Below are 12,142 nucleotides of genomic sequence, written 5' to 3'. Positions count from 1 at the left end.
CCACGCAGAAGGCCATCGCCCTGCGCGCCTCCGGCGGCACCTCGATGGTCAGCCCGTTTGAGGAGTGGGAAGGCGAGCTCGACGGCAAGAAGATCAAGTTTGGCCGCCCCGGCTTCGAGCCGCTCTCCAATGAGTCCACCGCCATCAACATCGAGGAGGCCATCCGCCTCAACGCCAGCATCCTCGCCGTGCAGGTCTTCATCGGCAGCGCCTACGAGCGCCAGAGCCTGAAGAACATGACCGACCTCGTCGATGCGGCCTCCCGCTACGGCATCGGCGTCATGGGCGTCGTCGCCGTGGGCCGTGCGATGGCCCGCAACGCGCAGTACTTCCGCCTCGCCACCCGCATCATGGCCGAGCTCGGCGCGAACGTGGTGAAGTGCTACTACACTGACAAGGACTTCGAAACCATCACCTCCTGCTGCCCGGTGCCGATCGTCATCGCTGGTGGCAAGAAGCTGCCGGAGCTCGACGCGCTGAAGATGTGCGCCAGCGCCATCAAGCAGGGCGCGTCCGGCGTGGACATGGGCCGCAACATCTTCCAGAGCGATGCTCCGGTCGCCATGATGCGCGCGGTGCAGGGAGTGGTGCACGGCGGCCTCAACGCCAACAAGGCCTTCGAGATGTACAACGACCTCAAGAAGAAGGAGCTCAAGAAGAAGTAATCTCTCCGCTTCTCCATCCACTCGCGAAACTCCGGTCGTCGTCAGGCGTCCGGAGTTTTTCATGAGATGGATTCCCGGACGGTTGCCGAAAGAGAGGAAAAAGATCAAAAAGGGCGGAATGCCTGATGGCGGAGATTCTTTTTCATTCTTTTCACTTTTTCGGCCAATCCTCCCGGTTCACAAAGCTTCCTCTCCCGATGAAAAACCCCGTCTCCTTCCTCCGCGGCGTCGGCCTGCTTGAGGCCGTGTCCTATCTGCTCCTGCTCTTCGTCGCCATGCCGTTGAAATACGCCTGGGGCATGCCGCTCGCGGTGCGCATCATCGGCTCGGTGCATGGCGGGCTCTTCGTGCTGTTCTGCTTCGCCCTCTGGCGCGTGATGATGAACACGAGCTGGCCCCTCGGCCGCGCCGCTCTCGTCTTTGCCGCCTCCCTCCTGCCCTTCGTGCCGTTCTTCATCGACCGCCGCATGCGCGCCTGGGCCTCGGAACCCAACCTGCCGCAGGCGTGAAGAAGGTCGTCATTCATTCCGACGGCGGCTGTCATGGCAACCCCGGTCCCGGCGGCTGGGCCGCCGTGCTGGCCTATGGGAAGCACGTCCGCGAGATCAGCGGCGGCGTTCCCGCCACCACAAACAACCGCATGGAGCTCCAGGCCGCCATCGAGGCCCTTCGCATCCTCAAAGAGCCGTGCGAGATCGACTTCCACACCGACTCGCAGTACGTCCGACATGGCATCAGCCAATGGATCACCGGATGGAAACGCAACGGCTGGCGCACCAGCGCGAAGCAGCCCGTCAAAAACGCCGACCTCTGGCAGCAGCTCGACGCCGCCACCGCCCATCACCAGATCCACTGGCACTGGGTCAAAGGCCACGCCGGCCACGCCGACAACGAACGCTGCGACGAACTCGCGAATGCAGCCATAGCGAAGGTGAAGGCTGATTACACGCAGGAACAATTGAAGGGATTGCTCGAAGAATTCAAAGCATTGCCCGAAACTCAGCTTCTGTGAGCGTCTTCACGCCGAGTTTGGTGGCTTTGTCGAGTTTGCTGCCGGCGTCTTCACCGGCGAGCAGATAAGTCGTTTTACCGCTGACGCTGCCGCTGACTTTGCCGCCGTTGGCGCGGATGGTGTCGGCGATGGTTTCGCGGTCCTGGCTCAAGGTGCCGGTGATGACCCAGGTGGTGCCGTTGAGCTTGTCGGAGGCGGCGGTGACAGCCTTCTGCGTGAAGTTGAGGCCCGCGGAGCGCAGGCGGTCGAGCAGGGCGATGTTGTGCGCGTCGCGAAACCACGTGTGGATGCTCACGGCGACGATTTCGCCGATGTCGGGGCATTGCATCAACTCCTCGACGCCAGCCGCCCCGATGGCGTCGATGCCGCCGAAGTGTTCGAGCAGCTTCCGCGCACCACCCGCGCCGACGTGGAGGATGCCGAGGCCGAAGACGAGCCGCCACGGGTCCTGCTGCTTGCTGGCTTCGATGGCCTTGAGGTAGTTGTCGATGCTCTTCGTGCCGACGCGTTCGAGGCGGGCGAGGAGGAGCTCGTTGAGTGCGTAAAGGTCGCCCACATCACGCACGAGCTTCAAATCAACAAGCTGGGCGACGACGGATTCGCCGAGGCCGCTGATGTCCATAGCGGCGCGGCTGACGAAGTGCTCGATCCGGCGCTTCACGACCTCGGGGCAGTGCGGGTTCGGGCAGCGGATGACGACCTGCTCCTCGTCGCGATGCACGGCGGTGCCGCAGACGGGGCAGTGCGTGGGGGCCACCACCACGGCTTCATCGCCTTTACGATGCTCTTTTTTGACGGAGACGACGGCGGGGATGATCTCGCCAGCTTTTTCGATGACGACGACATCGCCGACGCGGATGTCCTTGCGCTCGATCTCCTCGTAGTTGTGCAACGTGGCGTTGCTGACGGTGCTGCCGCTGACGAGAACGGGCTCCAGGCGTGCCACCGGCGTCAATGCACCGGTGCGGCCGACTTGAATGTCGATGGCGAGGATCTTTGTCTCCGCCTGCTCTGGCTGATACTTGTAGGCGATGGCCCAGCGCGGTGCCTTGCTCGTCACTCCAAGCTCACGCTGGTCGCCAAAGCTGTTCACCTTGATGACGGCGCCATCGGTCTCGTAGGGCAGTGATCTGCGCTTCTCATCGAGTTCGCGGATGGCCTGGAGCAAACCTTCGGCGCTGTCGGCGCGCCAGATGAGGTCGGCCTTACGCAGTCCTGCGGCATCAAGCAACGCGTAAACATCGGTCTGCGACTGCAAATCCATGCCGCCCGCATCGGAGAGGCCGTAGAAGACGATGTCGAGCGGACGTTTGGCGACAATCTTCGGATCGAGCAGCTTCAAGGTGCCCGCGGTGGAGTTGCGCGGATTGGCAAACGTGGCCTCTCCTGCCTCCTCGCGCTCCTGGTTAAGCTTGGCGAAGCCGGCCTTCGTCATGAACACCTCGCCACGCACCTCGAAGGTCTGCGGGCCTTCTTTCGGCAGCCGCAGGGGCAGGCGCTGGATGGTTTTGAGGTTATTGGTGACGTCATCGCCGGTCTGACCGTCGCCACGCGTCGCACCGTGCTTCAGGACGCCGTTCTCGTAGCGAATCGTGATCGCGACGCCGTCCACCTTCGGCTCGATGACGCAGTCGATCGTCTCGCGGCCGAGTCCCTTCTGCACGCGGGCGAAAAAGGCGGTGAGTTCCTCCTCCGAGTAGGTGTTGTCGAGGCTCATCATCGGCACGGTATGCCGGATCTGCGTGAAGCCTTCGAGCGGAGCGCCGCCGACACGCTGCGTGGGCGAATCAGGCGTCAAGAGGTCGGGAAACTTTGCCTCGATGTCCTGCAGCTCGCGCAGCAACATGTCGAACTCCTTGTCGGAGATGACCGGCTTCGCCTCGACGTAGTAAAGGCGGTTGTGACGGTGGAGTTCGGTGCTGAGAAAGGCGGCGCGGTTGGCGGCTTCTGCGTGGGTCATGGTTGCGACCTGATTAGCCGCAAAGGGGCGCAAGGAAATATAAAAATCGGTTCACTCCTTCATCGCCAACCACGGCGTGTCGCGCATGAGGTATTTCATCAGGAACGCGGCGCCGATCATGACCACGGCCTCGATAGCAAGAAAGGGCCAGAAATGACCGATGTGCCACATCCAGCTCGCCAGACCGCCGACGATGCCGGCGGCGGCCATGGTGCCGGCCATCATGAGGCAGCCGGTGGCGGTGTTTTTGACCTCCTCGGACGGTTTTGACAGCGGCAGCCACTGCTGGATGACACCGGTGACGAGTGAGAAGGCGGGCAGGAATAGCACCGCAGGCAGGCTGAGCGCCAGCGGCGCCAAGGAACGCTGCACGCTGCAAATGATGACCACCTGCAACAGCAGCACCGGGAAGGTCAGGCAGGCGAGTACGGCCTTGCGCGAGCCGTGAAACAGCGGCGTCCAGTGCGGCAGCGGCGCGGTGTGATAAAATGCGGAGGCGCGCCAGTGCTCGGAGCAGCCGAGAAACATCATCGCCTGCATGGGCACCATGCCGAGGAAGCAGGTGGCGAAGCCCTGGAGCATGATCGCAGCGTCTGCGGCCCCCTTTCCACCTCGGCCGCCGGTGAAAGTCATGAACAGCGGCATGATGATCAACGGGGCGATGCCAGGATAGAGCCGCAGTTTGACCTCGCGGTCACGCACGAGGTAGGCGGTGGTGAGCTTGAAGGCGTGGCGCTCCACGGGATCGCGCAGCCACCAGCTCAGGGGCGGGAGCTTCACGAGCGCGGCGAGCCAGCGGCCGCGGGGTTTTGAACTGCCTGCTTTTGGCGTGCCGGCCGACTCGTTGAGGTTCATGAGGCCCTGGCCGTAGGCGGAGCCGAGTTTTTCGAGTGCGAGCCAGCTCGTGATCGCGGTGACGAGGATGCCGAGCACCGCAGGCAGCCAGAGCGTGGCCGCATGGAATGAAGTGCCGCCGAGCAGGGCATCGAGCGCGCCAAACCACACGGGCGGCAGCGCCAGCATCCACCCGCCGGCGTTTTCGAGATGCTTGAAGGTGTCCAGCCCCATCATGCGCGGCATGATCTGACCACTGAGGATCATCAGGATGGCGAGCAGGGATTGCAGCGAGGCAAGCAGGTTGTCGAAACGCTCGCGGCCGAACCATTTGAGACAGAGGTTGTAAACGAGCACGATGCTGGCGGCGGAGAACAGCATCAGCAGCGACATGGAAAGCAGATGCGCGGGAATGAAGCGCCACGTCGCGCCCTTCGTCCACAAACCGGCGACCAATCCGGCCAGGTTCAGCGCCAGCGCGAGCAGGAGCGCGAACCCGGCGAGCACGGCGCACTTCGCGCGCAGCATCTGCTGCGGCGTGACAGGCCGGTGCAGCAGGATTTCCGCCTCCTCTTTCATGAAGAGCATCGTCCCGGCGTTCGAGGCCAGCGTGAGCGAGGCAAACATGAAGGTGAAGCCGTGCAACACGCTGGCGAAGATGAAGCTGTCCGCGTTGAGCGCAAAAGCGGCGGGCATGATGCCGACGAGCGCGTAGATGAGCAAGGTGACGCCGAGCCCGATCTGGCGCTTCGTTTTCTGCGCGCCCATCTGCTGCGCCACACGGCCGCGGAAGAGCAGCTTCCAGAACAGGGCATGCAGCACCTTGTCAGGCGGTGGAACGGCGGCGGCGCTCATGACAGAAGGTTTTTGGCAAAGGATTCAGCGCGCGCCTCCAGGCCGCTGAGGCCGGTCAAACGCGTGAAAAGCTGCTCCAGGGTATCCGCGCCATGCTCGCGCTGAAGATCCTCTGGAGCGCCTTCGACCAGGAGTTTGCCCTGCGCCATGATCGCCACGCGGTCGCACACGCGCTCGACGACATCGAGCACGTGGGAGCTGTAAACGATGGTCTTGCCCTCACGGGCGAGCGTTTCGAGCAGCGCCTTGAATCCAACAGCGGCGTTGGCGTCAAGACCGTCGAGCGGTTCGTCGAGCAGCACGACCTTCGGATTGTGCAGCAGGGCGGCGGTGATGACGACCTTCCGCCGCATACCTTTGGAATATGCGCCGAGCAGCTTCGAGGTGAGCGTCTCCTCATCCAGCTCGAAGAAGTCAAGAAACTGCCGGATGCGTGGCCGGGCCTCGTCCTCATGAATGCCGTAAAGCGCCCCAATCATGAGGAGGAACTCGAGCCCGGTCAGCGATTCATAGACCGCGCCCGAGTCCGGCACGAAGCCCATGAGGCGCTTGGCCTCCATCGGCTGCGTGACCACGTTCACCCCGCAGATCAGGGCGGTGCCGGCATCCGGCTGGAGCATGCCGGTGATCATTTTGAGGGTGGTGGTCTTCCCTGCCCCGTTCGGCCCCAGCAGGCCCACAATCATGCCCGGCGGGACTTCCAAAGTAAGGTGATCGACGGCGGTTTGGGCGCCAAAGCGCTTCGTGAGACCCTGGATGGAGATCATGCGGGCGGATGATTCCGTGGGCGGGCCTGAGTTGCAAGGCTGGCTTCAGGAAGGGAGCAACGGAGGCCGAATTTTAATAGAAGTTAAGTAAAACCTTGCCGAATCGAGTTAATTCAGTAAACTCAGTCCAATTTCCATAAAATGTCCTCCTTCCCTTCCCATTCAACGACGAGACTGCGTTTTGCGGTTTTGCTGGCCATTCTGCTGCTTGGCGCGCTGCATGCCACGAAAGCTCAACAGCCGGGGTTGGCCCCCACGGTCCCCGTTCCGGCAGGGCAGTCCAGTTCGAGCAGTTATGTTCCAGTCGGTGAAGGAGCGCAAATCACGGTCAACTTCCCCAGCGCCCCGATCCAGGCCATCATCCCGTTTTATACCCAACTAACGGGGAAAAAGCTCATCCTCGATTCCGCGCTGCAAGGGGAGCAGCTACGCATCATCTCACCGCAAAAACTCACCAAGAAGGACGCTATCGCCTTCATCGAGGCCACGCTGCTGCTCAACGGCTACGCCATCATCCACATCGACGCCACCACGGCCAAGCTCATCAACCACGCGGGCGGCAAGAGTCCAACCAACAACGGCCTGAAAGTCTATAATTCCGTGCGCGATCTGCCGCAGAACGAGGAAATCTGCCACTATGTGCTGCCGCTCCAGCACCTTTCGGCGGAGCAGGCGTCAAAGGCCTTCCAGCAGGTGATCAAGCTGAACACCTACGGCGCGATGACGGCTATCTCGAACGACTCGGCGCTCATCATCACGGAAAACAGCATCACCATCCGCAGCATCTGCGAGATAGCTCAGATCATCGACGTGCCGCCCGCCGAGATCGCCAATGAAATGATCAAACTCGAGCGCTCCGACGTGGAACTCGTGGCCGAGATCGTCACGGAAATTTTCGAGCAGGAGGAAAAGGCGCAATCGGGCGGCTCCGCGGCCCCTGTTCCTGCCGCCGTGCCGAATCCTGCCGCAAGGCCAGGAGTTCCTGCCGTGCCGGCTGCCGCCATGGCGGGTGCGAGCACCTCCTCGACCAATCCTGCCGCGTCCCGGGTGAAAATCTTCCCCTACCGCCGCACGAACGAACTGCTGGTCATCGGACGCCCCGTGGACATCACCTACATCCGTGGGTTGGTCGAAAAGCTCGACAAGCACGACGACGGCACCAATTTCCTCAAGCGCCGCCTCAAATACCTCGACGTGCTCGATTTCCTGCCCGTAGCCTACAACGCCCTGGCACGAGACACCGACATCCAGTCCAACGACGGTGGTGCGTCCGCCGGTGGCGGGCGTGGTGGCAGCCGTCGCACCGGCGCCAATTCAAACTCCCCCTCCACAGAAGCGCGCAACAGCAACCAGGGCGGCTTCAACTCCACGTTCGGTACGAACAACAACTTTGGCAACAGCACCGGCATGACCACCGGCTCGAATGCCAGCCGCAGCGTCCTGGACGCGCCCGAGGATGTCGGCGCGCCTGAATCCATGATCGTCGGCAAGACCCAGCTCATCGCCGATCCGCAATCGAACAGCCTCGTTGTCTCCGGCTCGCCAGAGCACATCGCCCGCATCGACCAGTTGCTACAGGAAATGGATGTGCGCCCGCAGCAGATCTACATCTCCGCTATCATCGGCCAGCTCACCCTTGGCAAGGACTACAACGTGGGCTTCGACTTCCTGAAGATGCTGGATGATTTCAGCATGAACCAGACCAGTGGCGGCACGACCTCGGCGGCCGGCACGGTTCAGTTTCCGGCGAACATGAACAACTTCTCCATCAATCAACTCAACTTCTACGGAACGCTGGGTTCCTTGAGCAAGTACATCAAGCTGGCGGACGGCAACCGCGACTTCAAGGTGCTCGCCACGCCGAGCGTGTATGCCAAAAACGCCGCAAAGTCCGTCATTTCCTCCGGTCAGCGTATCGCCGTGCCCGCGCAGATTCTCTCCAACGGCGGTTTCGCGGCCGGCGTGGCCAGCACAAGCGTCAGCGTCGAATATCGCGATGTCCTGCTCAAGCTGGAGGTCGTGCCTCTCATCAACTCGGACAACGAGGTCACGCTCAAAATCGCCCAGATCAACGACAACATCGTCGGCACACAGACCATCTCCAACAACACCGTTCCCACCATCGGCACGCAGGAACTCGTCACCGAGGTGGCCATCAAGGACGGGGCCACAGTCGTCCTCGGCGGCCTCATCACCGAACGCGTGACGAACGGTGAGCGCGGAGCCGTTCTCCTGCGCCGCATTCCCCTCATCAAGCACCTGTTTAGCACCACTAGCAGAGAGGCCGTGCGGGAGGAACTGCTCATCTTCATCCAACCGCACATCATCAAGTCCAGCGATCCCTTGGACGGCCCAAACCGCATCGAGGCCGGCCGTTCAGACCTTTTCCACGAATCCATGCAGTTCAGCAATCCGCCGCCGCTGGAGGACGTCCCACGGGCCCTGCCCTATCGGGAATGATCCAGCGACGGATAGGATCGGTAGAGGCAACTCTCCCGCCCGTCTCCATCCGCGGCAAGGGTTCACGACATGACTGTTAGATGCATCAACACCCCAGCGGGCCGTTGATAAATCTGGTCGAATGTTACTTCTTTGCCGCTTCGGCGCGATTTTGCACGTAGGTGCTGCGAGCAGAGAGGTATGGATCGACGGCGTCCTTGGTGGCGGCGTCGTAGTTCTCAAACTGGTCGGGCATCGAACGCAGGGTGTTCGCGGCGGGCGGGGCGATGTTCCAATCCCCGGTCTTGAAGTATAGATAGGGCCAGTTGACCGGATTCGCGGCATAATCACCCGCGAGGCCGACCGTGTCACGCACGCTGCTCGGGCCGAGCAAGGGCAGCACGATGTAAGGCCCGTGGCCGATGCCCCAGGTGGCAAAAGTCTGCGCCGTGTCCTCCGCCGGCACGTTGGCCAGGGACGGGATTTTTTCCGCAGGCTGGAAGATGCCTCCGACGCCGCCGATCGTGTTGACGAAGAATTTACCCGTCTCCTGGCCGGCACGCTTGAACTTGCCCTGCAAAGCGCAGTTCACGAAGCGCACGGGGTATTTCACGTTCTCAAACGCGTTGTCGATGCCTTTGCGCACCGGCTTCGGGAACAGGATCTGATAACCTTTGGAGATCGGCTTGAAGATGAAGGTGTATAGCTGGTCGTTCACCCAGAACATGCCGCGATTGACCGGCTCGAAAGGATCGGAAATCTCAGCGGTGGCGTATTCATCCTCCTCTTTTGGAGCCGCTGAGGCCGACTTGTCTGTCGCCTTCCCTTTTTCCACAGTTTTACCAACAGACGCCGTTTGCGTTGCAGCCGACTTTTGCATGGAAGTGCAGTCGGTCAGGAGCGGAGCCACAGCGAGCACCAGCAGGCGGATGAGAAGTGTGTTGGATTTCATAGAGGACGGGAGACGGATTGCGTAAGAGAGCTTATCACAGCATTTGCGCCACCTTTTTTAAACTGGGCGTCCAATTGACTGCGGTAATTGGCGATCAAGCTCACCCCTTCGATCACCACATCTGTGATTTTCCAGCCCTCCACCTGCTCCATCCGGTAGTTCACGCTGAACCGGCTCCCCTTGTAAACCGTGATCGTGGGCACATCCACGCGGCCGGCGGCGGGTGACACCGCCGTCTTGTAGTCGATGGCCGGATACTCGCCTGGAGTGAACTTGTTGCTGTAGGTGCGGATGATCAGCGTGGAAAAAAGCTGGGTGGCCTGCTGCTGCTGAGCGGGCGTGAACTGCCGCCAGCCGGGTCCTACCGCGCGCTTGGTCATCGTTTCAAAGCTGACATGCTTCCGCAATACCGGGCGCAGGCTCTCGGGCAGAGCGGCGCGATTGGCCGTTCGATCGGCGATGGCGAGCACTTCACTGACCGCTGATTTGAGGCGCGCCTGGGCTTCGGCGAGCTGTGCTGTGGCGCACAAAGGAGAAATGAACAAGGCTGCGATGAATAATGAGCGGAGGGTCATGGAACTGGAGCGGGAGCTTTTTCGTCTTTTCCTTCTTCTACACCACCAAAGGCCATTTTGCCTATCAGGGATTCAAGATCGACGGAGGATTCGGTCATGGTGATGAGATCGCCGGGAGCGAGGCTCGCCTCCTCGGCACCAGGGGCGAGCAGCACATACTTGTCACCAATAAGGCCTGTGGTTTTAATCGAGGCCATGGTGTCCGTCGGCAGTTTCAGACCGGACATCACCCGAAGGGTGGCAATCGCGCTGAAATCAGCGGGATCGACTCGGATCCCCTCCACGCGCCCGACCGACACTCCCGCCACAACGACGCTGCTGCCTGAATTCAAACCGCCCGCGTTCGTAAACCGCGCCTGAACGGTATAAGTGTCTCCGCCCAGCATCGAACCCGCTCCGAGCTTGATCGTCAAGTAAAGCACGGCAGCGAGGCCAAGCACCACAAAGGCGCCGACAAGGAGTTCCAGCTTTGATTGTTTCATGGGTATGCGGATGAGGTGGCTTCGCCCCGGCGGATAGAAGCAAGGGAACTGCCAAGAGCGGCGATACTATCACGGAAATCGCTCACGACACCATGATTGGAAGCAGAAAAATCCGCAGGAATGCCCTCGAAACACATCCGCCCCTTGTCCAGCAGCGCCACACGGTCGCTCGCCACCAGTGCCTCCGGCACATCATGCGTGACGACCACGGCGGTGAATCCAAACTGCCGCTGATACTTGGCGATCATCGCGAAAACGGCGTTGCGCCGCAGCGGATCGAGACCAGCGGTCGGCTCGTCAAAAAGCACCAGTTCCGGCCGCGTCACAATCGCCCTCGCCAGTGCGAGGCGCTTCTGCATGCCACCGGAAAGCTGGCCGGGATAACGATGGCAATGCGCGTCCAGTTCAAGCTGACGCAAGGCCTCCAGACTGCGCTCCATGATCTCCTTGTCGAAAAGATCCGTGGTTTGCTCCAGCGGCAGCGCCACGTTCTCCAAGGCAGTCAATGAGTCGAACAACGCATTGCTTTGAAACAAGAAACTGCAGCGCCGCCGGAAATCCGCGCGTGCCGCCGCATCCTCCGCGCCCAGCAGCCTCCCATCAAAGCGGATGCTCCCCGCGTCAGGCTGCAAAACATCCGCAAGACACTTGAGAAAGACGGATTTGCCCGCGCCGCTACGTCCAAGCACAGAAACGAGGCAGCCACGCGGCACCGAGAGGCTCGCACCCGAGAGCACGACATTGCCGTCGAAGCTTTTGTGCAGTCCTTCGACTTGAAGCAGCGGTTCTGGTGAAAGGACGGCCATTTCAGACGAGGAACGAGGTGATCACATAATCCGCCGCCAGCACGATGATGCAGGACTGAACCACAGCCCGCGTGGTCGAGGCGCTGACCGCCCGCGCACCGGTGGAGGAGCGGTTACGATGCGAGTTAAAGCCATGAAAAGAGCAGATCCCGATGGTCAGCAGGCCGAAAACCGCAGCCTTCGTGAAGCATTCCCGAACATCCTCGGCCTCCACGGCCCGCTCCACCGCCGACCAGTAAACGCCGGACTCCAGCCCTAGCAGCAGCGAGCCCGATAAAGCACCGCCGGCCAGCCCGACAGTGACAAACAATGCCGCCTGCAGCGGATAAACGATCAAGGCTGCGATCAAACGCGGGGCCACCAGATACGCATGACTGCTCACCCCCATGGTCTCCAGAGCGGCAATCTGCTCCGTATTGCGCTGGATGCCCAGCTCCGCCGCAAGTGCCGAACCCGCCTGACCCACCAGCATTAACGCCGCCAGCACCGGTCCCATCTCACGGATCAGGCTCAGCGACACCAGCGTGCCGAGCAAGCCTTCCGAGCCGAACTTGTTGAGCACATAATAACCCTGCAGGCCGAGAACGAGTCCTGTAAACATGCCCACGATCAAAATCACCGGCAGGCAGCGCACGCCCTGCTCAAATCCTGCACGCATTATTCTGCGAGTGATTTTGCGCGACCCCGCGGCCGCGCGAAACGACCGCCCCATGAACAAGGCAAAATCCCCCAGTGAGTGGACGATGTGGAGCGTGTGTCTTCCAACGATGCGCAGCATGCAGTGACACCCATCTT

The 12,142-nt window shown here is 61.4% G+C and carries 12 protein-coding genes; 4 read left to right on the top strand and 8 right to left on the bottom strand.

Annotated elements, in window-relative coordinates:
• From ACILSE_RS19615 to rnhA, 3 genes are all read left to right on the top strand, one after another.
• On the top strand, positions 1–665 hold a 665-nt coding region (locus tag ACILSE_RS19615), incomplete at its 5' end, for a 3-hydroxy-5-phosphonooxypentane-2,4-dione thiolase LsrF (protein ID WP_395719131.1).
• A 197-nt stretch (positions 666–862) separates the two neighbouring features.
• Entirely contained in the window at positions 863–1,174 is a 312-nt protein-coding gene (locus tag ACILSE_RS19610) for a DUF3817 domain-containing protein (RefSeq protein WP_395719130.1), read from the top strand.
• Positions 1,171–1,677, top strand: coding sequence for a ribonuclease HI (rnhA, locus tag ACILSE_RS19605; protein WP_395719129.1), 507 nt, complete (start codon positions 1,171–1,173; stop codon positions 1,675–1,677). The genes ACILSE_RS19610 and rnhA overlap by 4 nt, the downstream gene beginning before the upstream one ends.
• On the opposite strand, the gene ligA is transcribed toward rnhA, so the two are convergent.
• The 3 genes from ligA to ACILSE_RS19590 are packed head-to-tail and all read right to left on the bottom strand — an operon-like array spanning position 1,646 to position 6,093.
• Positions 1,646–3,637 (bottom strand): NAD-dependent DNA ligase LigA, encoded by a 1,992-nt coding sequence (ligA, locus tag ACILSE_RS19600; protein WP_395719128.1) that lies wholly within the window; start codon positions 3,635–3,637, stop codon positions 1,646–1,648. The genes rnhA and ligA overlap by 32 nt on opposite strands.
• A 51-nt stretch (positions 3,638–3,688) precedes the next feature.
• Positions 3,689–5,326 carry a hypothetical protein gene (locus tag ACILSE_RS19595; protein WP_395719127.1) on the bottom strand — a complete coding sequence of 546 codons (1,638 nt, stop codon included), beginning with the start codon at positions 5,324–5,326 and terminating at the stop codon, positions 3,689–3,691.
• Complete coding sequence (locus ACILSE_RS19590) at positions 5,323–6,093, bottom strand: ABC transporter ATP-binding protein (protein WP_395719126.1); 771 nt, start codon at positions 6,091–6,093, stop codon at positions 5,323–5,325. The genes ACILSE_RS19595 and ACILSE_RS19590 overlap by 4 nt, the downstream gene beginning before the upstream one ends.
• Before the next feature lie 141 nt (positions 6,094–6,234).
• Between ACILSE_RS19590 and ACILSE_RS19585 the strand changes: the two genes are divergently transcribed.
• Positions 6,235–8,553, top strand: coding sequence for a secretin N-terminal domain-containing protein (locus tag ACILSE_RS19585; protein ID WP_395719125.1), 2,319 nt, complete (start codon positions 6,235–6,237; stop codon positions 8,551–8,553).
• 124 nt (positions 8,554–8,677) lie between these two features.
• Here ACILSE_RS19585 and ACILSE_RS19580 read toward each other — a convergent pair whose 3' ends face one another.
• Genes ACILSE_RS19580 through ACILSE_RS19560 form a run of 5 tightly spaced genes read right to left on the bottom strand, consistent with a single transcriptional unit; the run spans position 8,678 to position 12,125 of the window.
• Positions 8,678–9,484, bottom strand: coding sequence for a VacJ family lipoprotein (locus tag ACILSE_RS19580; RefSeq protein ID WP_395719124.1), 807 nt, complete (start codon positions 9,482–9,484; stop codon positions 8,678–8,680).
• Positions 9,481–10,059 (bottom strand): phospholipid-binding protein MlaC, encoded by a 579-nt coding sequence (locus ACILSE_RS19575; RefSeq protein ID WP_395719123.1) that lies wholly within the window; start codon positions 10,057–10,059, stop codon positions 9,481–9,483. The genes ACILSE_RS19580 and ACILSE_RS19575 overlap by 4 nt, the downstream gene beginning before the upstream one ends.
• Complete coding sequence (gene mlaD, locus ACILSE_RS19570) at positions 10,056–10,541, bottom strand: outer membrane lipid asymmetry maintenance protein MlaD (RefSeq protein ID WP_395719122.1); 486 nt, start codon at positions 10,539–10,541, stop codon at positions 10,056–10,058. Before mlaD ends, ACILSE_RS19575 begins: the two co-directional genes overlap by 4 nt.
• Entirely contained in the window at positions 10,538–11,347 is an 810-nt protein-coding gene (locus ACILSE_RS19565) for an ABC transporter ATP-binding protein (RefSeq protein WP_395719121.1), read from the bottom strand. The genes mlaD and ACILSE_RS19565 overlap by 4 nt, the downstream gene beginning before the upstream one ends.
• A 1-nt stretch (position 11,348) precedes the next feature.
• The gene (locus ACILSE_RS19560) at positions 11,349–12,125 is read right to left on the bottom strand and encodes an MlaE family ABC transporter permease (protein ID WP_395719120.1); all 777 of its coding nucleotides are present in this window, start codon (positions 12,123–12,125) and stop codon (positions 11,349–11,351) included.
• Positions 12,126–12,142 lie beyond the last annotated feature (17 nt).

Origin of the sequence: Prosthecobacter sp., from assembly GCF_044236155.1 — a bacterium.
Taxonomy (GTDB): domain Bacteria; phylum Verrucomicrobiota; class Verrucomicrobiia; order Verrucomicrobiales; family Verrucomicrobiaceae; genus Prosthecobacter.
This window is presented reverse-complemented; position numbering and strand designations above follow the sequence as displayed.